Source organism: Paraburkholderia fungorum (assembly GCF_902833645.1).
GTDB classification, from domain to species: domain Bacteria; phylum Pseudomonadota; class Gammaproteobacteria; order Burkholderiales; family Burkholderiaceae; genus Paraburkholderia; species Paraburkholderia fungorum.
Genome location: NZ_CADFGE010000003.1, coordinates 128,824 through 150,676, shown reverse-complemented (window position 1 = coordinate 150,676; position 21,853 = coordinate 128,824). Strand labels below are relative to the sequence as shown.

Sequence of the window (21,853 nt, the reverse complement as noted above, 5' to 3'; positions counted from 1 at the left end):
GCTGTCGTGCAGGGGCACGGATACCAGGCGGCGCGACGCCGCGGCAAATCATTGTTGCCCGTCCGCACGGCCGCCTCCCAGCGCCTCGAGCAGGGGCCGCAACGCATCCAGTTCCGCGCCGAAACCGCTCCAGTCACCCGCCTTCAATCGTGCGATGGCGCGGTCATAGTGTGCAAGCGCTTCGCGGGCACGCGCGTCCGCCGTGCCCTGAGGCGGCGATGCAAGCGGGGCGCTTTCTTCGAAGAGCGCCGCCAGCGCTTCACCCAAGGTCTCTTTCATCACCACCCGGTCCCCATACGCGGCGATCACGCGCTTCAACTCGGGTAACTGACCCGACTCCGCGCGCAGATAGAGCGGCGAGACGTAGAGGAGTGAGTTCTCAATCGGCACGACGAGCAGATGGCCGCGAATGACGCGCGAACCCATCTGGTTCCACAGCGATATCTGCTGGGAAATCTCGGTGTTTTGCTGAATGCGCGCCTCGATCTGGAATGGCCCGTAGACGAGCTTGTCCTTCGGAAACGAGTAGACGACGAGCTTGCCGTAGTTGGGCGGATCGCAACGCGCGGCGAGCCATGCGATCATGTTGTCGCGCTGGCTGGGCACCATCGGCAGCATCAGGACGAACTCCTCGCGCGATTCGTGAGGCAAGCGCATGATCATGTAGTAGGGCGTCATCGGTGTGCCGGGACTATTTCCCCCGTCAATGCCGACCAGTTCCCGGGGGAACTGCCAGAGGTCCTCGCGGTTGTAGAAAACCTCCGGCGCATCCATGTGGTAAGCCCGATATAGCTGCGCCTGAACCTGGAACAGATCTTCGGGGTAGCGGATATGTTGCTGCAGGTCTTGCGGCATCGCCGCGAGAGGCTTGAACAGACCCGGGAAGATGCGCTGATAAGTCCGCAGGATCGAATCGGCCGGATCGCTGACATAGAAATCGACCGTGCCGTTGTACGCGTCGATTACCACCTTGACCGCGTTACGGATGGTATTGGCGCCGTTGTCGAAATCCGCCTGAGCGTAGGGGAACCAGTTGCTCGTCGTATAGGCGTCCTGCATCCAGAAGAGACGCCCGTTGCTTGTGACGAGATAGGGATCGTGGTCGAGGCGCAGGAACGGAGCAATCGTACCCACCCGCTCCTGAATGTTACGGTGCAGCAGGATGCGGCTGGCATGCGTGATGTAGCCGGTCAGCAGAATGTTCAGATCTCCGAAGTGCCACGCGAACAGACTGCGGCGCGCGATGCGGCCGATCGCAATCCCATCGCGCCCACTGTACGTGGTGTAGACATTATCTTTGCCCTTCGGGTAGTCGAATTCGGGAACACTGCCTTTCACGATGACATAGCCTTCACCCCCTTCGCCAAAATACAGCCGCGGCTCGCGAATCACCGGTCCGCCGTGAGCGACCGGCGGAATATCCTGCAGATAGAAAGAGGGCAGACCTTCCGGCGATTTTTCGGTGACTGGCGACATCACGACACCGGTGCCGTGAGTGAACAGGAGGTGCAGGTTCACCCACGTCTGGGCATTGGCAGAAAGCATCGACGGCGCCAGTTCGCGGGCCGACAGCATCACCTGCCGGTAGCCGGAGTCGAGCCGGTAGCGGTCGATATCGACGGAGAGGAATTTGTAGTAAGTCCGGATCTCCTGCAATTGCGCGTAGGTATCCATCAGCGGCTGCACATCCCATAGGCGGATGTTGTCGATGGTCGCGCGGTTGGCTTCGAGCGAGGTGAGATTCAGTTCCTGCCCGGCCGGAAATGGCTTTACTTCGATCTGCGAGAGGCCGTAAGCCATTCGCGTTAGCGCGATATTGTGCTTGATGTAGGGCATTTCCAGCTGCAGCTCGCTCGGCTTGACATAGAAGCGCTCGAACAGCGCCGGGTAGACCACGGCGAACACGAACGAGGTGCCGAATACCAGTACTACCGAGGCGGCGGGAATGCGATAGTCCCGCCGGCGCATGTTGACCCACGAAGCGACGGCGGCAACGAGGGCGAAGCCGGTGAGTACCCACAAGACCGGAAGCACGACGTGGACGTCGGTATAGCTTGCACCGACCACGACGCCGTTATCGCCGTACAGCAGCAAGAAACGCTCGAGTGTGCAGGACCACGCTTTCACGACGAAGAACGCGCCGAGCAGCGCTGAAGCATGAATGGTGGCCGGGGCAGAGAGTCCGCGCGGCGGCCGCTCGAACGTGATGTCGCCGCGCAGCCCATAGACCAGGCCCGCAACGATCGCACTCAGGAAGACCAGTTGCAGCAACCAGTTCTTGAGTACCAGATAGGCGGGCAGTGAGAACAGATAGAAGCCGATGTCCCGTCCAAAGACAGGATCGCGCTCGCCATAGGGCACCTGATGCAGGAAGCGCAGCACCAGATCCCAGTTGGAGATGTTGCTGGCCGCGACGATCATCCCCAGGACAATCGCGCTACCGGCAATGCTGGCGCGCCAGCGAATCCGCGGTGCGAGCTGGTCCGCGAGTTCGCTGATGAACTCCGGCGGACCTGACAGACGGGCCGCTTCCACTTGCCAACTGCCTGGGCGTCGCGCGTAACGATGCGCGACGAAGCCCGACGCGGCTATGATGCCGGCCGACGCTGCGAACACCGCGCCAAACAGAAGTAGCTTGGCGGAGAAAACCGTCCAGAAAACGTCGGCATAGCCGATTGAAGCAAACCACAACCAGTCGACTACGACACGGGTGATGCGACCGGCAACGATCAATCCGGCCACGAAGACCGTCAGCGTGATGGCGGCGCGTCTGACGACCACGCGGGAGCGGGGTTGCGAATCCATTGCCCCTCCTTTGTCAGGGCACCACTCGTGGCCGGCGGCGATCAGGTCTGTTTGAATTGCCGATCCGTCGTGAATCCGGCTGACCGCTTTGTCGATGCATTGGCCGACGCTGCCGCGCGCGGTCAATGCATGATGGAGGCCATATAAACAATTGTAGTCCGGTGGGATAGCGTGCGCGGGCGCCACGGGACATCTTGCGGACCGGGTTGCTAGTGAGAACGATCTTGCGTCGCTTTTTTCTTCGGCCGTTTCGCTGCATTGCGCGTGACGCCTGTCGCCGCCGCGTCAACACACCTGGCGAGATGTCGAGCGGCTATTTCAATCTCGCTGTCGGTGAACGCGCCGAGGCCCAGTATCAAACCCGGCCGGGCGTTGCCAGCCGAATACATGGGAGACACTGCCCGTACGGCAACGCCGCTTTGCGCCGCTAACGACGCCACAGCGGTGTCGTCGACGCCCTCGCGCAGCCAGAGCACCATGTGCATGCCTTGATCGCTGGGCTGCAACCAGGCGAGTTCCTTCGGCAGCAGCCGCTCGACGGTCTCGATGATTTGCACGCGGCGCTCGGCATACACACTGCGAATTCGTCGGATATGACGGTCCAGATGGCCTTCCGCAATGAAGGCCGCCAGTACGTGCTGATCGGCGTTCGGCGGATTGCGGTCCATCAGCACGCGCGCGCCGCAGAAGGCATCGACAAGGTAGTCGGGAACCACGGCATAACCCAGACGCAACGATGGAAACAGAATCTTGCTGAAGGTGCCGAGATAGATCACGCGGCTCGGATCGAGTCCCTGCAGCGACGGAAACGGATGGCCGGCATAACGCAGTTCGCTGTCGTAGTCGTCCTCGACGATCCAGGCATTGTGTGTGCGAGCCCATGTCAGTAGCGCGTTGCGTCTTGCCATGCTCATCGGCATGCCTAACGGGTATTGATGCGACGACGTGACGAATGCAGCGCGGGCGGGCGCACCGAGTTCAATGCCGGCGTCGACGTCGAGCCCTTCCGCGTCGACGGGTACCCGGATCATGCGCCCGGGACGGCCGGTGCTTTCGAGGATGGCCGTGATGCCCCGGTACGCCGGGTCTTCCACCCACGCTGAGTCGTCGGCGTCGAGCAGCACCTGGCAGGACAGATAAAGACCTTGCTGCGTACCGCTCGTGATGATGACCTGGCCGGCTTCGCAGCGGACCGAGCGGGACCGTCTGACGTAGTCGGCGATGGCTTCACGCAGCGCGCGTGCGCCCTGCGGATCGCCATAACCCGCGGGTGCGCCGGGACCCCGGGCGCGCACACGGTTGCCGAGCCGCCGCCAGATATCGTCCGGCAGGGCACGGCCAACCGGCACCGACACGGCGAAGGGGGCAGCCGGTACGGCTGAAAATTGACGCGCAACCTGCGCGAGCAGGTGGGCACGTTCCGGAAGCGAAGCGGGCTCGACCGGGGACGGGCGCGCCTGGACGTCGGCAGGCGGCGTCAACGAGTGCGCCACGCTTGTGCCTGCTCTCGGGCTTGCCGTCAGGAAACCTTCCGCGATCAACTGATCGAATGCTTCGATAACGGTGCCGCGTGCGACCTGCAAGGACGCGGCGAGTATGCGCGTGGACGGCAGCATTTCGCCTGCTTGCAGATCGCCGCGACGTATCGCGTCGCGCAGCAGTTGGGCGAGTTGACGCCCTAGCTGGCCGGCCGTTCGATCCAGCGTGCCGATCGACGGAAGTTCGACCGTTCTGGGTTGCCTGGTCATTGCATTCTGGTTCAGTGATATTTGCCGAAACTGGCTCTACGAAACGAACCAGTTTAGCGCGAAAATTTTGTCATGGCCTTTAACGGATCTGACATGTACATACCCGCCCATTTCGACGAACCTCGCACTGAAGTCCTGCATACCCTGATCAAGGAGAATCCTTTTGGCATTCTGTTCACGCATGGCAGGAGCGGAATGGACGCCAATCACATTCCCTTTGAACTGAAAGCCGCAGAGGGCACGTGCGGCGTTCTGCATGCCCATGTCGCCCGTGCCAATCCTGTCTGGCAGGACGTGGCCGATGGCGACGAAGTGCTGGTTGTGTTTCGCGCCGGGGACGCCTATATCTCGCCGTCGTGGTATCCGAGCAAGCACGAGTTTCACAAGCAGGTGCCTACATGGAATTACCGCGTGGTACATGCCTACGGCCGCATTAGCATCCACGACGACGAGCGATACGTTCGTGGGGTGGTCGGCCGGCTGACACGCACTCATGAGGCGTCTCAGCCCAAGCCATGGAAGATGACGGGTAGCCCCGCCGACTACATCGACGCGATGCTGAAGGCGATCGTCGGCGTGGAGATCGAGATCACGCGCCTCGTCGGGAAGATAAAGCTGGGTCAGAACAAGGACGTGCGGGATATCCGGGGAGCCGGTGCGGCACTCAACGAGCAGGGAGAAAACGTGGTGGGTGATGCCATGCTGGCTTACGCGGAGATCAAGGCCCGGTAGCAGTGTTGGTCCTTCCCGATGGAATCATCGGGAAGGAGGAGTAACTCAAGGCGGACGCCGGCTCGCTAAAGAAGTTACCGGTTGCCGAGGCGCTCATGTACGTTCGGGATTATTGCCGCCGTGCAGTTTGCCGAACAGCCGGGCACCGAGCAGCCCCATCGCCAGGATGCCCATGCCGAACGGCAGCGCGTCGCTCGTCACCTTGAGCTCAAAATCGCCCACGCGGCAAACGAGAAGATAGCCGACGACGATATTGAAGAAACCCCATAGCACATTGACCGTCGATGACGACAGTCCTTTTCCCGGTGGTTTCGCGAACGGACTCTGGAAGGGTTCACCCATCACACCACTGACGAAATGTGGCACCGCATTCGACAGAAAGGCACCGCCAAAAAAATAACAGACCACATGCAGCCAATCCATTTCAGATGCTCCTGATGCTGTGTAGATCGATGTGTGGGATGGTTTTCATGAAGTACCCGAGCGGGTTCAGAAGTCGGCCAACCGTTGCAGCAGCCCCACCGCGGCGGCGAGCGTTGCCTGTTCCTGCGCGGACAGTTGCGCCTGGAGCGCGCGGAGCAGCCAATCCTCTTTCGCTGCCCGATTCGCCTGGAGCGCTCGCCTGAACCTGGGGGTCAGGTCGATAAGTGTTTGGCGTCCGTCGGCTGGGTCGGCTTTGCCTTTGATAACGCCCAACGTCTCGAGGCCGGCAACCGTGATCCGCATGGACTGTGGTTTCACGCCCTCCGCCCGCGCCAAAGCGGAAACGGTAGCGGGGCCATCACGATCCAGATGGAAGAGTACCGACGTCTGGGCCGACGTAAAGTCGCCGGTCTGCGAATGCTCTCGCGCGCGGCGCACCAATCTGCTCACGGAAATGCGTAGTTCGCCAGCAAGAGCGGCCAGGTCGATAGATTGGGGCGGCGATGATGGCTTGTTCATGCCGCAACCATAGCAGGTATACAGTTAATCTGTACAGGTTAACTGTATATTTTTCGTTCACGCGAAAAGGCACCGCTCCTGAAGTAAGAATTGACGCGACGCGCTCCTGTCCAGCGAGAGGCGGCCGAAGATTGGACCAGCTATGCCGGCAGGAGTCCCGCCACGCGATAGCTGTCAATTAATGCGTCATAGAGCGAGATATCCGAGCGGCTTCTCGCAATGAGCTGAGCGCCGGCGATGGCGGCGAAGATGGCGCGAGCCCGCCGTTCGCACTCCCTGGAATTGACCACGGCTGCTGCGGACAGCACCTTGCTCAGCCACGCAACATTCACATCGGTGAAAGTCTGCACCTCTTTTTGCACCGCTTCAGGCAGATCGTCATATTCGGCGGCCATGAAGCTGCACAGGCACATGCGGTTGTCGTTCGCGAGCGCCGTGCGAAACGTGTCGGGGTACTGACGCAGACAGCGAAGCGGGTCCGAAGATTGGGCCAATAGTGCATCCAGAGCAGCCGCTGAGTCTTCCCAATAACGTCTCGCTACCGCGGCGCCGAGCTCGGCCTTGCTGGGGAAATGATGGTAGATGCTCGCGGCCCGGATGCCGACCTCTTCCGCGAGATCGCGAAAATTCAAACCGCCGTAACCATGCGCCTGCGCGACCTTTTTGGCGGCCGCCAGGATGTTTTCCCTGGAGTTTGAGCTTGCGTCGTTCCTCACTGCTGCCGCCCTCGTAATTGAAAAAATGACTGTTGACGGGGAGCATTATAGCTTCTAAAGCTAACCTACCAAGTGGCAGGTAGACTCTAACAGCACACGTTCCGACGTCATCTGTTCCTATGAAGGCAAACTGTAAAGAGGCAAGCAATGAGTTTTGATATCGTGAATTTCGACCTGAACAAACCGGCTGCGATGAAGATTTACGACTGGCCCACCGGCCCTTATCCGGCTCGCGTCCGCATCGCTTTGGCCGAGAAGAACCTGCAGTCGCGCGTTCAATTTGTGACGGTCAATCTTTGGAAGGGCGAGCACAAGAAGGCGGAGTTCCTCGCCAGGAATTACTCAGGTACGCTGCCGGTGCTCGAACTCGACGACGGGACCTTGATTGCCGAGTGCACGGCCATTACCGAATACCTTGACGCGCTTGATGGCGCACCCACGCTGACCGGTAGAACACCACGCGAGAAGGGCGTGATTCATATGATGAGCAAGCGCGCTGAACTGGAGTTGCTCGACGCCGTCAGTGTTTATTTCCACCACGCCACGCCGGGGCTTGGACCGGACGTCGAGATTTATCAGAACGCCGAGTGGGGGTTCCGTCAGCGCGACAAAGCCCTGAGGGGTATGCATTACTTCAATGCTGTTCTGGCGAGGCAGCCGTTCGTTGCCGGTGAGGCCTTCTCGATGGCCGACATTACGGTGATAGGTGGTTTGATTTTCGCGGGGCTTGTGAAGCTGGCGGTGCCGGCGGAGTGTGAGGCGCTTCAAGCCTGGTATGTCCGGATGCAGGAGCGTTCCAGCGTAAAGAACTATGTGACGATGTCGGAACCGACGGCGGCGTCCGTTTGAGCTTGCGGCCGTGGCGCGCGCGATTGGTTTGATCCGGCAATCAGGAGGAGGGGCGACCGCGCCTTTCCTGCGGCAAACCGGATATCGGGCTCCACCTGGAGTTACCGGCGGCTTGCGTCTATCCTTGTGTCACAGCTTTGGCTGGCGGCGGCGTCGTCGAGGTCGTCCGCATGCTTCGATAATGGCTGCCGCCCAGCGAGGGCAAACCCCAAAAAGGAGAAAACCAAATGTCACGATCCATCTCGCAGCGCGTTCTCATGGTGTTCGGTGGTCTGGCTCTGGCGGGCACGCTGAGCCTGGCCCAAGCGGCGCCGGTCTCATTCGACGTGCCGTTGACGGGCGCCCAGCAGGTTCCTCCCGTGCAGACGCCTGGCAGCGGTAAGGCGAACCTCACGTACGATCCCGGCACGCGGGTCGTGACCTGGAACGTCAGCTTTAGCGGATTGTCGAGTCAGGCCACCATGGCGCATTTTCATGGACCCGCCCCAGCCGGTAAGAACGCCGACGTGAAGGTCTGGATTTCCCAGAAAGGCACCATGGAGATGACGAGCCCGCTCAGCGGCCAGGCCACGCTGTCCCCCGATGAAGCCAAGATGTTCGAAGCCGGTGATATGTACATCAACGTTCACACCAAGAACCACCCGGGCGGTGAAATCCGTGGCCAGGTCGTGCCGCCGAAGAGCAACTGACGCGACCCACTAACGCCACCGCTAACGCCACCGCTGACGCCACCACCAACGCCACCGCTAACGCGGCACCCTGAGACCGGATTCGCAGCACGCTCAGAGATACGCCGCGAGCAGCATCACCACGGCAGCGGCTACGCCGAGCGGCAGCAGCGCCAGCAGAGCTGGCGTCTGCCGCGGCGCGTCGATCGAGGCGGGCAGGAGCTTGTAGCCGGTTAGCATCGGACGCAGCAGGTTGTGTCCTTTCGCTATCGCATAGAGAGCGATCACGACCATGTGCAGTGCGATCGCGGCGAGCAGCACGTCCCAAACAAGCCCGTGCAGTGTCGAAATAGCATTGGCGAGCCATACGGGCACCCGTTCGCTCAATGGCCCTTCGTCGGCGATGTCGTTGTTGACGTAAAGCCCGCTCAGCGTTTCGATGAGCAGCAGCGCGAGCAGCAGCAGGACCATCCAGCCGCCGGCTGCATTGTGACCCACCTGCACATCCGGCTCGCGGCGAAACAGGCGGCGCAAATGACGAAGTGCAGCCGTGGGCGACGCCAAGAAACTGCGAAAGCGCGCCGTCTCACTGGCAAAGCAGCCCCACAACAGCCGGGCAATGACGAGAGCAAGCAGCGTCTCGCCGACCCGGACGTGCCAGTCGATCCAGTTCAGCTTCAAGGTGACATAAGCCGCCGCGACCAGCACGACCGCCAGCCAGTGAAACAGCCGCACCGGTGCGTCCCAGACCAGCACCGGGCGGCAAACAGGTTGTGCCGGCCGCGTGACAGGCTCGTGAGCATCCATGTGTCGTGCCTCCGTGCGCATCATCTTACCGTCTCTAACCTGTGCTCGTCGGACTCAGGAAGACGCTGCCGGATACGCGTCGTCAACGTCCCCGAATCTGACGTGGGACCTGGCGCGCTCGAGCCGAGGCACAAGCACAGGGAGCAACTAAGGTGTAGTGTCTGAAACACGAGCAGGATGACAGATTCATTCACGATCATTCACGACACGCCCGGATGCCGCCCGCTACCGTGTGCCCGGGCGCGGCTGTTCGCCAGCCTTATGAAGGAGCATTCAGCATGCTGAACTACCCTGCTGCCTATCAATCCACCAAGGGTTCGGCGCTTGACGTCGATAAGTCGTTCTATCAACGCGTCGCCTCGCAGCACGGCACCCGCACGCTGATTGAATCGATCGTCGTGCCGATTCGTTCGGGCCGGGCGTGGACCGTGCAGGCGGGTCAAGTGTTTCGCATCGTGACGATCGAGGGTCCGCAGGTGGCCGATCTGAACATGTGGAACCTGCACAATCCGCGCGAGCGGATGTGGGCCTCGCGTACGCGCCAGTTACAGCAGGCGCACGTCAGCACGTTCGACCGTCTGTGGTCGACGCTGCCGTTCCTGCGTCCGATGGTGACGATTACCGATGACAGTCTGGCCGATTACGGCGTCGACGAGCACGGCGGGCGGGTTCACGATCTGCTTGGCACGCGATGCGATCCCTATGTGAACCGGATGCTGACCGGCGAGGATTTCCATTTTCACTGCCACTCCAACCTCACACGCGCGATCGCTCCATACGGATTGACCGAGTACGACGTGCACGACGTACTGAATGTTTTCCAGTGCACCGGCCTGAATCAGGAAGACAAATATTTCATGAAAGCATGCCCGGCAAAGAAGGGGGATTACCTCGAATTCTTCGCCGAGATCGACTTGCTGTGTGCGCTGTCGACCTGTCCGGGTGGCGATCTCTCGGTGCCGATGTGGGGACCGGACGCGCGCGATCCGCTGGAAGTGTGCCGGCCGCTCGGCATCGAGATTTACCAGCTTGCGCCACCGATGCTCGAAGGATGGGCGCCGCCATCCGTCGCTGCGTACAAGGGGCAACATGGGATGACGCTGCAGCAGCCGGAGTGGAAAAGCGGTTGATGGTGATCGGACCGCCATTTATCACGCGGTAAACTTGCGCGCGACAAAGTGGAACCATGACTCATCCCTCAGATCGTCACCTTCCCGTATGCGCCGTCCCGTCGAGTTTCCGAACACCGCCTCTGTGTGCAGACCCACTTCGGCAAGTTGGCGAAGCTGCGTGTTCATATCGGTGTACATGATGACAATGCCGAATTCGTGCGCGGCACAAACCCGGATTGCGTAGCCGTCGAACTCACGATTGAGAGGCGAATAGCGCAAGTAATTGAGGGTGCCGATTGCCAGCGAATAGGCGATCCTGGCGACATCGATACAGACTGAAACCGGATTGACCGACAGGTTTGGCAAGCGTAGAAGATGCAGCGGATTTTGACGGTAGCTCGGTCCGCGCAGGTTGTGGGCAGAAAAGAGTGCCAGGCCGCCTGGCTTCAGCACGCGGCTGAACTCCCGCAGAACGGCGCGGCGGCCCGGGTAGTCCACCGCATCGATGCCGTTGTAACTGAATACGACCAGTCCAAAGCTCTCGTCCGGAAAGGCCGACATGTCGCGGGCGTCCATCTGTTGCACGCGGATGCCCGGATGGTTGCGGCGGCAGATCGTGACCATTTCGGGCGTGTAGTCGACGGCGGTGTAGTCGTGGCTGATCGCCGTCAGCAAGGCTACGGTTCGGCCCCCGCCGACGCCTACATCGAGAACCGGCTGGTGTCGCGCATACTGCGCCACCCAGGCGAAAGCTGCCGCCTCACCCGGATCGGTCCATCCGCTGGCGACGGCGAACCCATTGCGCCCGCTGCGGCTGCTCCACACCGCCCGGTTGATCCGATCCTGCATGTCGGTGGAAGCCACGTTGTTTCTCGATTCAAATGTCTCCCCGCCAAACTACACCTCGCTGGGGTCCGCTTGTGTGCGGTAGCTCACCGTGCCGCTTTTTACCCGACGTTTTCTGTTTACCGATTATTGACGTGCTGAACGCCGGGTTGCGGATTCGCGTCGACCCGCACTGTTGCTGTCACATGATTGTCACTGCGTAGGAATCCTGCCATTTCATCAGATGCAAGACGCGTCGCTCGAACGCGCGAAGAAACTATTCAGTTCCTTACGAAGTCGCGTACCCCAGCCGCTCAAAAGCTTTGAGCCGTCCGCGCTCGACGCCTAACACAATCGCTCCCAGCAACACCGCATCGGTCGCGGTTGCGGACACCGCGAATTCAGGCACGGGAATCGGCAGCCAGTCGGCGAGATGAGCGCGGATTGTCGGTAGCAGGAGGGCGCCGCTTCGCCCGATCCCACCGCCGAGCACTACCAGCTTCGGATCGAGAATCGGAATAATCGACGCGAGTCCCCACGAAAGTTGCCGTGCTTCTTCCGCCACGCAGTCGAGTGCGCGCGGATCGCCGGCGTGGGCCGCCACGAATACGCCTTCCGCGTTGGCCACCTCGAGGCCGAGCCGCTGCGCATGCGCGACGATTCCCTTCGCCGCGGCGGACACCTCGAACATCGGACGATAGATTCCGTCGGACTTCGAGCCCACTACCGGAGCCGCGGGCAGCACGGCGATCTCGCCGGCAAAACCGTGGGCGCCGCGATGCAGCCTGCCATCGGCGATGATCCCCAGCCCGACGCCCGTGCCGACCCACATAAAAACGAAGTTGTCGACGCCGCGCCCCAAGCCGTGCTGCTGTTCGCCCAGTGTCGCCAGGTTGATGTCGTTCTCAACCAGCAGGTCGGCGCCGAACGCTTCCCGCAGCGATGGAATCAACCCCACGCGCTCCAGATCCGGCAGGTTCGGCGCGAGACGCAGCCGGTCGCTTTCCGCATCCAGCACGCCTGGCGAGCCGAGTATGGTCGCGAGAACCTCGCTCTTCGCAATGTGCTGTTCTTCAAGCATCGCGCCGACCAGTTCGACGATTCGGGCGACCAGCCGTTCCACGCGGGCAGGGGTGCGTTTGTCGAGCCTGGCCACCACCGTCCCGGTCAGATCGGCGAGCGCGCCTCGGATCCATTTGGCGCCGACGTCGATCGCGACCACGAAACCCGCTCGCGCACGCGGCGCGTAAAGCCGCGGCGAGCGTCCCGCGCTGCCGCCGCGCACACCCGTCTGCTCGACGAGCCCCAGCCGCTCGAGATTGCCGAGCGCGGCCGTGACCGTCACCTTGGACAGCCCGGTGCTCTCCGCCAATTGCGGACTGGAGGCGGGCGCCAGCGACAACAGATGCTGATAGATGGCCCATTCGTTGCCCTGGCGGACGAACGCGGGACCTCGCGTGACGGTGACTGTCGGCCGGCTGTTCTTTCGATGCGCGTGCATGGGGCGTCTGGTTTCGGGATGGCCGATCCTATCAACGACTGTCCGGCTGGGCAAGCCGCGCGCCGTCGATACAGTTGAAAACATTTTTGATGCGATTGCATTAGTAAAGAAAGTTTCCTATCATTCGCAAAAAAACGGATGGACCCCCGGAGCATCTGACTATCAACGCGGCGCACGCCGTAAGGAGACATACATGAGCGATTCTGCCTGGCAGGAGCCGTCCTCAACCGCGCTGGCTGGGGCGGCGGAGCGGCCGGCGGCCGATGCGCCGCATTTCCACCGTTCCGTCGGCCTGTTTTCGGCGACCGCGGTGAACATGATTCAGATCTGCGGCGTCGGCCCATTCCTGACCATCCCGGCGATCGTGGCCGTGATGAATGGGCCGCTTGCCGTCATCGGCTGGATTTTGGGCGCGGTGCTGGCCATGGCGGACGGTCTCGTCTGGGCGGAACTTGGCGCGGCGATGCCTGGCGCGGGCGGCACCTATCTGTACGTACGCGAAGCGTTCCAATACCGCACTGGCAAGCTGATGCCCTTTCTGTTCGTCTGGACCGCGATGCTGTCCATTCCGCTCATCATGAGCACGGGCATCATCGGCTTTGTTCAGTACCTGGGGTTCTTCCTGCCGAATCTTTCGGCGTGGCAGACGCACGCGATCGGCGTCGTGGCGACCGCGCTGGTGGTCCTCGCGCTGTATCGGCGGATCGAATCGATTCGCGCGTTGAGCACGGTGCTGTGGATCATCATGATGCTGGCGGTCGGGCTGACCATTGCCGCTGCGTACTCGAACTTCCATCTGAGCCTTGCAACGACGTTGCCGGCCGATGCGGGCGATCCCGGCAAGTTCTTCATGGGCCTCGGTGCGGGCCTGATCATCGCCATCTACGACTACGCCGGCTATAACACGACGGCGTACATGGGCGATGAACTGAAAAATCCCGGCCGCGTCATGCCGCGCTCGATCATCATTTCGATCATCGCCATGATGGTCCTTTACCTCGCCATGAATATCGGCGTGATCGGCACGGTGCCATGGCAGGAAGTGGCCAAGTCGACCTCGGTCGCGTCGCTCGTCGTGTCGCGCAACTGGGGGCATGCCGCAGCGGCGATTGTCACCGTTCTGATCCTGGTGGCGGCGCTTGCTTCAGTTTTTGCAGGGCTGCTCGGCGGCTCACGCGTGCCGTTCTATGCGGCTCGCGACGGAGTGTTTCTGGCCGCATTCGGCAAGCTGCATCCCAGGCACAACTTCCCGCACATTGCTTTGCTGGTGATGGGTGTGGTCACCGCGGCCGGAACGTTTTTCGATCTGACCGCCGTGATCAACATGCTGGTCGCCGTCGCGGTGCTACTGCAGTCGGTGGCGCAGATCGCGGCGTTGACCGTGCTGCGCCGCCGTCAGCCGAACCTGCATCGCCCGTATCGGCAGTGGCTCTATCCGGTGCCGAGCCTCGTTGCGCTGCTGGGTTGGCTCTATGTTTTCTATGCAACCGACCGTCAATCCCAGTTGATGTCGACCGGCTGGCTCGTCCTTGGGTTGATCGCGTTCCTGATCTGGGCGCGTGTCGCGCGGCAATGGCCGTTTGGTCCGAAGCTTATCCGTGAGGTGTATCTCGAACGCCAGGCGGACAACATTGCAACCGTGAATAGCGAAGCGCATGCACGTTAAAGACCTGACTGAAATCCAGCGCACCGGCGCTAATGTTGATGTTGATGTTGATCCAAACGGATTCCTGCTGGCCATCGATTTCGGTGGCACCAAGATTGCCATGGCGACCACCACGCCAGCAGGGCAGCGTCTTCATGAAACGGAAATTCCGACTCTGGCGGAGCAGGGCGCGGAGGCCGTCATGCGGCGCATGTTCGAAGCAGCGAGGGCGCTGATTGCGAAGACGCTTGCCGGCGTGGAGCGGCGGTTTCTGGCAGTGGCCGCGGTCACCCCCGGCATCATCGAACCCGACGGCATCCGGCTCGCGCCGAACAATCCCGGTTGGGACCAGCTTGCGCTCCACGATGTGCTGCGCGCAGGCTTCGGCGCCCAGTGCGTCACCGTCGAAACCGACGTCAAAGCCGCTGCACTGGCGGAGGCGCGCTGTGGTGCGCTGGTCGGCGTCGATTGCGGCCTGTATCTGAACCTGGGGACGGGATTGGCAGCGGCTGCGGTGATCGATGGAAAAGTGCTGCGTGGCGCGAATGGCGCGTCGGGCGAGATCGGCTACCAGTTGCGTGGCGTCGCGGACGAAGTGCTGTTCGCCGATGGCGGCGCGTCGCTAGAAGACTTCGTGTCCGGCCGTGCGATTGCTGATCGCGTGAGCGTTCTGCTAGGACGAAACGTCAGTACGCACGAGGCGTTCGCGTTGCAGGACTCGTTGCCTCACGTGGCGGCGCTGATCGAGGACGCATTCGCGTGCCTCGCGAGGCACGTCATCAATCTGACGCTGATGCTGGACCCGTCGCGGATCGTGATCGGTGGCGGAATGGCGCGTATCCCAGGGATTCCTGACGGTATGCGTTCGATGCTGGCGCGAGCCGTGCCTTATCCGCCAGAAGTGGCGATTGCCGCTTTCGGTCACGGTGCCGCCTTGCAGGGTGCGATTGTGGCCGCGAGCGATGCGTGGGCGTTGCGCCGCTCGCCTCCCGGTCGCTCGCCGTTGCGCGAAGTCGCGTCAGTGACCTAACCCGCTTTTGGCGATCTGCTGCTCTACGTATTGGGCGAACAGCGCATGCAGATGGGTAGTCGGATGAAGGTCGTCCGCGAACATATAGGTCTGGTCGGCATTGGCTGTCACGTAGGTCGCCGGTGAACACAGTAACGCCGTATCGTCCGGCGTTTTCTTGGGGTCGCAGGCCTGGGCGGTGTTGGTCACGGTGAAGCCGTTGGCCTGATAGTTCGCGATGATCTGGCCGACCCATGTATAAGCGTCGATCTGGATGACCTTGCCTTGCAGGTCGTTGGCCTGCAAGGCCGTGTTCAGGTCCGCGTTGAAAAGTTGCGATAACTGGGTCAGATTGGCTCCGCCGTCGGAGGAAGCGATGCCTTTAGGCGACAGGCCGATGTTGGGCACATTGACCACCACCACATGCGTGGCGCCGTTCTGAACGATCTGCCCAACCAGTTGCGCAAGCGTGGATGCCGCGGTCTGCACGGTCGGCGCCGCGGCCGGCAGCGAGCCGGCGCGAAGCACGTCGTTTGCGCCGGCCCAGACCAGCACCAACTGATTGGAATTGAAGCTTCCGTGCGCGTTCAGATAGCTCGAAACCTGCTGATTGACCGGCATTTCGACATTGCCGATCACGTCGGAAAGAAAATCGTACGTGTTCGCCGGCGTGGCCACCGTCGAGCCACCCTCTGCGTAGCCGAAACCGCTTTGCGCGCTCAACTGGTGGCCGACGTCGATCGTAAACGCTGCGCTTAGCGAACCGCCGTAATATTGCGCGACGTCCTGATCCCACACTTGCCCCGGATTGGTCGTGAAACGTCCGCCGCCGACCGCACTGGCAATCGGCGCATAAGTGCCGACGTCCGACAGGCTGTCGCCGAACGAGACGACTTGCAGATTGACGCCGCCCGGTGGCGTGGCCGCGCTGCCGCCGCTACTCGAACTGTTTCCACCGCCGCATGCGGCAAGCAGTGAAATCATTCCAGCAAGAATTGCAATACGTACGGTACGTACCGTACGTATCGTACGTGCCTCGTCGCAAACTGCTCGCATAGCGCCTCCGCTGCGGGTCGGCCGGGCAGGTGCCCGCCCCCCTGTCCGTGGCCTTGCGACAGGTATCTCCATGTAGCAAAAAGCGTGCGCCGTCGTTGACGGATTGTCGATGCTGCCGCGTGCCTGGAATGTCGGCCCGATGTAAGGTCAATCGCGTTTGCTACGTTGGCCGGAGCGGCGAACCCTGTCTCTTGTCGAATTCGAGGTACACCGGCTGGTCAAAACGTCCTCGCACACGGGCCGGTTACAAGATCTGTTTTGCCGTGGCTCGCGACTCACCAGTTGTCGCGCATCGGAATCGACTCGATCGACCCGGTCGCCAGCGCGAGCGCCGCTGCCGCCGCCAATGCACTGCTGTAACTATCCGCGTCCGCGTTTTTCGCTGCGAGTAATTGATTCTGTGCGAGCAGCGCGTCAGTGATCGAACCGACTCCTTGCCGATAAGCGTCGAACGCGGCGTTGTAAGTCGTTTGCGCCGCGGCGAGCAGTTCTTTTGCAGCGGCCTGCGCGGCAAGGCTCGTCTGCAGCGTATTCTGCGCGGCGACGATTTGCCGAACCGCTTCTTCACGGCTTCGAATCAGACGGGTCGACGCGCTGTCGGCGTCGTTGCGTGCCTGCGCGAGCACCGCCGATCGTAAGCCGCCGTCGTACAGCGGAATCGCCACACCGACGATCACGCTGCCGCCGTAGCGGCCGCCGCTCAGGTTCACCGTCGGCAATTGCTGGCCGATGGCGGGAACCGCTGAAATCGACGAACTGCCGGTGTTGTACGCGCCGTTCGCGGAGAGGAATACCTTCGGCATGAAGTCCGATTCGGCGGCTTTCACCTTCGCGAGATTGACCCGTTCGGCTGCGTACGCGCTCAACACGTCCGGGCGTCTCGCGATGGCGTTCGACACGATCTGGTCGATCGAATCGCTCGTCACGGCTGGAAGCGCATGCGCCGGCATCTCCGCGATTTTCGGCTTGGAGAGCGGGGAAATCCCCATCGCGCCAATCAGCGCGAGATAGCTGTTGCTTTCGGCGCCCTGGGCCTGGACGAGCGCGAGCCGGGCCTGTGCGCGATTCTGGCTGGCCTGCGCCACCTCGATGACCGTGCCGATGCCATGCCTGTAGCGCGACTGTGCTGCGGCCAGGATCGCTTCGGCATTGGCGAGGCCCTGCTGCGTGGTGGCGATGCGGGCGCGTGCGGCCTGGTACGTGTAGAACGCGACGCTGACGTCGAAAATGATCTGCTGATGAACCGCGGTGAAGGCGATGTTCGCCATCACCGATGCCTGCGAAGCGGCTTCGACGCGGGCGGCGCGGCCGCCGAAATCGAACAGCAGCCATTGCAGCGCGACCACTGAAGTCATGCCGTGCCCGGTCGCGCTTGACGACGATTCACCGAGTACGGAGGTGGTCGAATTATGGAGCCCGGCGTATTGGCCCATCGCCGCGAGAAAGAGTTGCGGAAGGTACGCGCTCTTCGCGATGCCGGCCGCGAGCGCGACATTGCGCGCGTCGTTCCACGCAATGCGGGTCAGCGGATTTGCCGATTCCGCGAGATCGATCAGTTCGGGTAGATCGTAAGCATGTGCCTGCTCCAGCGCCGGTGGTGGCGGTACGGCGGCGAGCGCGGGATTCGCCGGGAGTTCGTAGCCGCGAGGGGAGCTGGCCGATGCCGCAGCGGACGCAACGGGGCTAGCTGAAGCAACCGACCCGGCAGGCGCCTTTGGCCTAGGCACGATGGCGCCGGCCGCATCCGTCTGCGGTTGCCACGGGCGGTCGGGGCTATCAGGCGCCATGTCCAGCGACGACGTGGCGCATCCGGTCAAACCCGCAGCGGCCAGGATCGCCAGTGCGAATGAAGGGTTAAGCCGGCGCATGAGTGGCGAGTCCCTTCGCTGCGTCGTTCGACGCAGCGTGTTCGAGTTGAGTGAGGCGTGCATCGCCGAGACGATGCAAAGCGATACGTGTGTCGTCATTGGCTGTTGTTTCGGGCAAGGCCGCACTGGAGGCGATGGGCAACGCCGGGTCGCGTTCCGGCTCATCCACGACCTGCGCGAGCCAGCGCTCCACTACGGCATCGCCCCGGCGACGCTCGGCGAGCAGGAACATCGGCCCTTCCAGTGCATCGAGCCTGGCCAGTGCGGCGCGGCGTTCAGCGATCCACTGCGCGTCGGGGCGGACCCACGACGGCTCGTAATGCATCAGCGCGAGGTCCTGCTCAAGCGCGCCGCACTGAGCCATGGCGCTTGCGGCCTGGGCCCGGCGCGTGACGGCATCGGGCAGTGCGGCGAGCCGTGCCCACTGCTGGCGCAGCGTGGCGAGCCCGGAGTCGATACGCGCGGCCACGGTGACCGGCCACACGCGCGCGTGAAAACCAGATAGACGACCACATTGCCGATCAGGATTCCGATCGTGCGATCTCGCGCAAGCGTCAGATCGTAGCCCGGTGCCGCGCCCTGCAACACGCACATGAAGAACACCAGGGCGATCTGGAAACCGGCATACGCAATCCGCGGCGAACCGAAAGCGATCCACGCCGACAGCCATGCGCCGATCAGCACGAGCGTCATCAGGCCGGCGACGGACGTCAGCACCGGTGTCACGAGTACGATGGCCGCGATACCGAGCACCGCGCCCACGAGGCAACCGGCAATCCGCAGCGTCATCTTCTCGACGGTCTCGGCGGTGGTGCCGAGCGACACCATGTAGACCGTGATGAAGCAGGTATGGATGCCGGGCCAGTTGATCTGTGAATAAAGCAAATAGCAGAACATGGCCGCTACGGTAGTTTTCAGCGCATAGCGGACGTGATCGGGATTGCTGAATGCATCCGGCAGGAAGAACCCGCCGCGCTTGCCAGCGGGAGGTGGCGTGGCGCCGGCTTCGCGTTGACTTTGGGGTTGTGCTTCAGTTACGACTGCGGTTTTGGCTTTGCTTTCACTTGCGGCATCGGCGCGTGCTTCGACCACCGCGAAGCGGGCGATCGCAGCCTGCAGATCTTCGACGACGATCCTCGCAAGCGGCGTCAGGTCGGCCCTGCCAGGCAGGCTGAGTTCAATGTCGACCGGATAGCCGCCCGCCTCGAGCATGCGGGCCATGTCTTCCAGCGTTGCGGCGATCGGCGTGACGAACGATGCCGGCAGCCGCGCCGACGGTTCGCGCGCCGCGAGATCCGCTGCGACGAGGATCGCTAGCGTCGACGACACGGCTTGCCGCAGCGGCGCGACATCGGTGCGTACCGATGAACCGTCGACGACCGAAAGTTTGAGCCACGTGCCGATCTCCGCATCGCCTTCGCGCAGGCATGCGCCGAGCGCATGAGCCGTCGCCTCGGGTTCGGCGAGGCTCTGCGCCGCGAGTCGCAGACGCTCCGCCAGCGCGCGGCCGGCGAGCTTGCGCGGCGACGGCGACATTACCAGGTTGACGCCGATCGATACGCCGATCGGAATCGCCACCATCAACCATGTGTAGAGCAGGGCGCGCGTCGCCACTTCGCCGAACGGAACGCTGCCGAGTTCGTCCAGTGCAAAGCCGACGATCATCGCGATGATCGCGCCCACCGGCCGCAGCTTGCTTGCCGAGGTGACGAACAGGAGACCGAACGAGAGTGCCGCGATGCATGCGACCCGCCACATGGGATCGTCGAGCACAAACATGGCCACTACCGTGACGACCGCGATGATCAGCGTGACCAGCACAAGCAGGGCCGAGCCCAACACCACGCTCAAGACCCGGTCGGGGCGGTTCAGAAAGAACACGACGTAGGCGGAGATCGCGGCTTCCGGCGTGCCGTATGCGCTCGTCACAAACGCCGTCAACGCGCAAATCAGCGCGATGCGGGTTGCCATTGCCGCGCGACCGGGATAGGGCGCGAGCAGCTTCAGGATATCGGCGAGGCCCGGTCGGGCGATGTCACCGGCAGGCGGCGCCATGCCGGACCTCGACTATCGCACTCGCACCGATCCGCACCAGCCGGGCGGCCGGTTCATCGAGCCGCACCCGCACGGGAAAGCGCTGGGCGACCCGCACCCAGTTCACCGATTGCTGGACGATCGGCAAGGTGCGCGGCAGATTGATCCGGTCCGAATCGGCCACGCCCGCGCTGATCCCGACCACTTCGCCGCGAATCGCCTGGCTGCGGTCGATCATGGAGTACACGGTCGCGCAATCGCCCGGCTGGATGCGCGCGAGCGCGCCTTCGCGGAAGTTGGCGACAGCGAACCATTCGTCCGCGTGGACCAGCGTGAAGATCGCTTGATGCGGTGCGACGGTCTCGCCCGCCAGCACCGATAGCCCCGTGACGAAGCCATTCTGCGGCGCACGCACGACGGTGTCTTCGAGGCCGCGTTGCGCGAGTGCGAGCGCGGCTTCGCGCGCATGCACGGTGGCGACGGCGCCGGCCTCGTCGCCGATCGTCTGCGCGGTGGCCTGCTTCTGCTCCTGCGCCTGTTTGAGCGACAGCGCCGCATCGTGTTGCGCGACCTGAGCCTGATCCAGTTGCTGGACCGGCACGTAGCCATTCGCCACCAGCGGCGTGAGCCGCTGCACGGTGCGCGAGGCGAGTTCGTAGTTGTGTGCCGCTTTGCCTGTCTGGTCGCCGGCGATGGCCGCATTGGCGCGCTCGCCGACCAGCGACCTGCGCCGCGTATCGAGCGCCGCGCGAGCCACTTCGAGATCGGCCTGGGCTTGCGCGACCGCCAGCCGGTAAGGCACGGGATCGAGTTCGAAGAGCACGTCGCCCTTGGCGACCCGCTGGTTCTCCTGCACCGGCAGCCGGATGATCCTGCCGCCGACGGGCGAGGCGACGTGGACGACGTCGGCGTCGATCGTGGCGTCGTCGGTGGAGGGGAAGCGGGTGGTCCGGTCATAGCCGTACCAGGCCGCCGCGATGCCGAGCACGACAATCACGCCCGCGATCACGCGGCCTTTGACGGAAGCTTTGCGCAAGCCGGCGATTTTCATAAGAGCTGTCCTGTTCCCGAAAGCCAGAAGAGCACGGCGACCGTCAGTCCGATTGCCAGGCACACCGAGAGCTGATACGGGACGATCTGCGCCCACCCCGTGGAGACGAAGATCCGATGGGCGATCACCGCGCCGACGAATCCGGCTACGGCGCTCATTAGCCAGAGCGGGAAATAGGCGCCGAAGATTTCATACGACGGCGCGCCACGCAGCGTGCATCCCTGCAAGCACAAGCTTAGGGTAAGGACGCCCGCGAGGGCTGGCAGAGCCGGCGCGCGGTGCGCGAGCGAGGCGCGGACGCCTCGATGTTTTGGCTTGAACGGCATTGCGGCGTCGCGAGGTGTGAATGGGTTAGCGGAACAACGGGATGACGGCACTTTACCAGCGCACCCGTTTCGTTTCGACTCTTTCGCATGTGCTGGTTTGGTGCACCCGCTATCGCCAGTCATTAACCGGTTCCATGTCATGGATATTCATGCACATAT

General features: G+C 62.6%; 18 protein-coding genes and 1 pseudogene. 6 read left to right on the top strand and 13 right to left on the bottom strand.

The features are described from left to right. Positions 1-48 precede the first annotated feature (48 nt). Positions 49-2,805, bottom strand: a complete 2,757-nt coding sequence (locus HWX91_RS11825; protein WP_028193933.1) for a UPF0182 family membrane protein — start codon at positions 2,803-2,805, stop codon at positions 49-51. A 209-nt stretch (positions 2,806-3,014) separates the two neighbouring features. Beyond that, positions 3,015-4,553 (bottom strand): MocR-like pyridoxine biosynthesis transcription factor PdxR, encoded by a 1,539-nt coding sequence (gene pdxR, locus HWX91_RS11820; protein WP_028193932.1) that lies wholly within the window; start codon positions 4,551-4,553, stop codon positions 3,015-3,017. Positions 4,554-4,646: 93 nt separating this feature from the next. Here pdxR and HWX91_RS11815 point away from each other — a divergent pair, with 93 nt between their 5' ends. Next, positions 4,647-5,285 (top strand): FMN-binding negative transcriptional regulator, encoded by a 639-nt coding sequence (locus HWX91_RS11815; RefSeq protein WP_028193931.1) that lies wholly within the window; start codon positions 4,647-4,649, stop codon positions 5,283-5,285. A 93-nt stretch (positions 5,286-5,378) separates the two neighbouring features. On the opposite strand, the gene HWX91_RS11810 is transcribed toward HWX91_RS11815, so the two are convergent. The 3 genes from HWX91_RS11810 to HWX91_RS11800 form a co-directional block, all read right to left on the bottom strand. Then, positions 5,379-5,708 carry a hypothetical protein gene (locus tag HWX91_RS11810; RefSeq protein ID WP_028193930.1) on the bottom strand — a complete coding sequence of 110 codons (330 nt, stop codon included), beginning with the start codon at positions 5,706-5,708 and terminating at the stop codon, positions 5,379-5,381. Positions 5,709-5,774: 66 nt separating this feature from the next. Further along, a complete protein-coding gene (locus HWX91_RS11805) occupies positions 5,775-6,227 on the bottom strand; it encodes a MarR family winged helix-turn-helix transcriptional regulator (protein WP_028193929.1) in 453 nt (150 codons plus the stop codon). A 140-nt stretch (positions 6,228-6,367) separates the two neighbouring features. Next, entirely contained in the window at positions 6,368-6,943 is a 576-nt protein-coding gene (locus HWX91_RS11800; protein ID WP_028193928.1) for a TetR/AcrR family transcriptional regulator, read from the bottom strand. 147 nt (positions 6,944-7,090) lie between these two features. Between HWX91_RS11800 and HWX91_RS11795 the strand changes: the two genes are divergently transcribed. Beyond that, a complete protein-coding gene (locus HWX91_RS11795) occupies positions 7,091-7,792 on the top strand; it encodes a glutathione S-transferase (protein ID WP_174459528.1) in 702 nt (233 codons plus the stop codon). 227 nt (positions 7,793-8,019) lie between these two features. Then, positions 8,020-8,481, top strand: coding sequence for a CHRD domain-containing protein (locus HWX91_RS11790; protein WP_028193926.1), 462 nt, complete (start codon positions 8,020-8,022; stop codon positions 8,479-8,481). 93 nt (positions 8,482-8,574) lie between these two features. Here HWX91_RS11790 and HWX91_RS11785 read toward each other — a convergent pair whose 3' ends face one another. Next, complete coding sequence (locus HWX91_RS11785; RefSeq protein ID WP_028193925.1) at positions 8,575-9,267, bottom strand: cytochrome b/b6 domain-containing protein; 693 nt, start codon at positions 9,265-9,267, stop codon at positions 8,575-8,577. 278 nt (positions 9,268-9,545) lie between these two features. Here HWX91_RS11785 and HWX91_RS11780 point away from each other — a divergent pair, with 278 nt between their 5' ends. Continuing rightward, positions 9,546-10,397 carry an urea carboxylase-associated family protein gene (locus HWX91_RS11780; RefSeq protein ID WP_028193924.1) on the top strand — a complete coding sequence of 284 codons (852 nt, stop codon included), beginning with the start codon at positions 9,546-9,548 and terminating at the stop codon, positions 10,395-10,397. A 21-nt stretch (positions 10,398-10,418) separates the two neighbouring features. On the opposite strand, the gene HWX91_RS11775 is transcribed toward HWX91_RS11780, so the two are convergent. Then, positions 10,419-11,228: a class I SAM-dependent methyltransferase gene (locus HWX91_RS11775; protein ID WP_102857521.1), complete on the bottom strand. Its 810-nt coding sequence runs from the start codon at positions 11,226-11,228 to the stop codon at positions 10,419-10,421. A 265-nt stretch (positions 11,229-11,493) separates the two neighbouring features. Beyond that, positions 11,494-12,705, bottom strand: a complete 1,212-nt coding sequence (locus HWX91_RS11770; RefSeq protein ID WP_042273574.1) for an ROK family transcriptional regulator — start codon at positions 12,703-12,705, stop codon at positions 11,494-11,496. Positions 12,706-12,898: 193 nt separating this feature from the next. Here HWX91_RS11770 and HWX91_RS11765 point away from each other — a divergent pair, with 193 nt between their 5' ends. Together HWX91_RS11765 and HWX91_RS11760 are read left to right on the top strand one after the other, a co-directional pair. Next, entirely contained in the window at positions 12,899-14,371 is a 1,473-nt protein-coding gene (locus tag HWX91_RS11765; protein WP_081832887.1) for an APC family permease, read from the top strand. Then, on the top strand, positions 14,361-15,380 hold the full coding sequence (locus tag HWX91_RS11760; protein WP_052660596.1) for an ROK family protein: 1,020 nt from the start codon (positions 14,361-14,363) through the stop codon (positions 15,378-15,380). Before HWX91_RS11765 ends, HWX91_RS11760 begins: the two co-directional genes overlap by 11 nt. On the opposite strand, the gene HWX91_RS11755 is transcribed toward HWX91_RS11760, so the two are convergent. From HWX91_RS11755 to HWX91_RS11735, 5 genes and pseudogenes are all read right to left on the bottom strand, one after another. Continuing rightward, positions 15,369-16,343: an SGNH/GDSL hydrolase family protein gene (locus tag HWX91_RS11755; protein WP_244144050.1), complete on the bottom strand. Its 975-nt coding sequence runs from the start codon at positions 16,341-16,343 to the stop codon at positions 15,369-15,371. The genes HWX91_RS11760 and HWX91_RS11755 overlap by 12 nt on opposite strands. A gap of 347 nt (positions 16,344-16,690) precedes the next feature. Next, positions 16,691-18,283, bottom strand: coding sequence for a TolC family protein (locus HWX91_RS11750; protein WP_028193921.1), 1,593 nt, complete (start codon positions 18,281-18,283; stop codon positions 16,691-16,693). Then, positions 18,270-20,338 (bottom strand): annotated as a pseudogene (locus tag HWX91_RS11745) (FUSC family protein). Before HWX91_RS11745 ends, HWX91_RS11750 begins: the two are co-directional and overlap by 14 nt. Further along, positions 20,319-21,368, bottom strand: coding sequence for a multidrug transporter subunit MdtN (gene mdtN, locus HWX91_RS11740; RefSeq protein WP_028193920.1), 1,050 nt, complete (start codon positions 21,366-21,368; stop codon positions 20,319-20,321). The pseudogene HWX91_RS11745 and the gene mdtN overlap by 20 nt, the downstream one beginning before the upstream one ends. Continuing rightward, positions 21,365-21,694: a hypothetical protein gene (locus HWX91_RS11735; protein WP_081832886.1), complete on the bottom strand. Its 330-nt coding sequence runs from the start codon at positions 21,692-21,694 to the stop codon at positions 21,365-21,367. Before HWX91_RS11735 ends, mdtN begins: the two co-directional genes overlap by 4 nt. Positions 21,695-21,853: the final 159 nt, after the last annotated feature.

What these genes read in the sequence shown, in the direction of transcription:
- HWX91_RS11825 (WP_028193933.1), bottom strand. Translation starts at nt 2,805, where the DNA reads ATGGATTCGCAACCCCGCTCCCGCGTGGTCGTCAGACGCGCCGCCATC.
- pdxR (WP_028193932.1), bottom strand. Translation starts at nt 4,553, where the DNA reads ATGACCAGGCAACCCAGAACGGTCGAACTTCCGTCGATCGGCACGCTG.
- HWX91_RS11815 (WP_028193931.1), top strand. Translation starts at nt 4,647, where the DNA reads ATGTACATACCCGCCCATTTCGACGAACCTCGCACTGAAGTCCTGCAT.
- HWX91_RS11810 (WP_028193930.1), bottom strand. Translation starts at nt 5,708, where the DNA reads ATGGATTGGCTGCATGTGGTCTGTTATTTTTTTGGCGGTGCCTTTCTG.
- HWX91_RS11805 (WP_028193929.1), bottom strand. Translation starts at nt 6,227, where the DNA reads ATGAACAAGCCATCATCGCCGCCCCAATCTATCGACCTGGCCGCTCTT.
- HWX91_RS11795 (WP_174459528.1), top strand. Translation starts at nt 7,091, where the DNA reads ATGAGTTTTGATATCGTGAATTTCGACCTGAACAAACCGGCTGCGATG.
- HWX91_RS11790 (WP_028193926.1), top strand. Translation starts at nt 8,020, where the DNA reads ATGTCACGATCCATCTCGCAGCGCGTTCTCATGGTGTTCGGTGGTCTG.
- HWX91_RS11785 (WP_028193925.1), bottom strand. Translation starts at nt 9,267, where the DNA reads ATGGATGCTCACGAGCCTGTCACGCGGCCGGCACAACCTGTTTGCCGC.
- HWX91_RS11780 (WP_028193924.1), top strand. Translation starts at nt 9,546, where the DNA reads ATGCTGAACTACCCTGCTGCCTATCAATCCACCAAGGGTTCGGCGCTT.
- HWX91_RS11775 (WP_102857521.1), bottom strand. Translation starts at nt 11,228, where the DNA reads ATGCAGGATCGGATCAACCGGGCGGTGTGGAGCAGCCGCAGCGGGCGC.
- HWX91_RS11770 (WP_042273574.1), bottom strand. Translation starts at nt 12,705, where the DNA reads ATGCACGCGCATCGAAAGAACAGCCGGCCGACAGTCACCGTCACGCGA.
- HWX91_RS11765 (WP_081832887.1), top strand. Translation starts at nt 12,899, where the DNA reads ATGAGCGATTCTGCCTGGCAGGAGCCGTCCTCAACCGCGCTGGCTGGG.
- HWX91_RS11760 (WP_052660596.1), top strand. Translation starts at nt 14,361, where the DNA reads ATGCACGTTAAAGACCTGACTGAAATCCAGCGCACCGGCGCTAATGTT.
- HWX91_RS11755 (WP_244144050.1), bottom strand. Translation starts at nt 16,343, where the DNA reads ATGATTTCACTGCTTGCCGCATGCGGCGGTGGAAACAGTTCGAGTAGC.
- HWX91_RS11750 (WP_028193921.1), bottom strand. Translation starts at nt 18,283, where the DNA reads ATGCGCCGGCTTAACCCTTCATTCGCACTGGCGATCCTGGCCGCTGCG.
- mdtN (WP_028193920.1), bottom strand. Translation starts at nt 21,368, where the DNA reads ATGAAAATCGCCGGCTTGCGCAAAGCTTCCGTCAAAGGCCGCGTGATC.
- HWX91_RS11735 (WP_081832886.1), bottom strand. Translation starts at nt 21,694, where the DNA reads ATGCCGTTCAAGCCAAAACATCGAGGCGTCCGCGCCTCGCTCGCGCAC.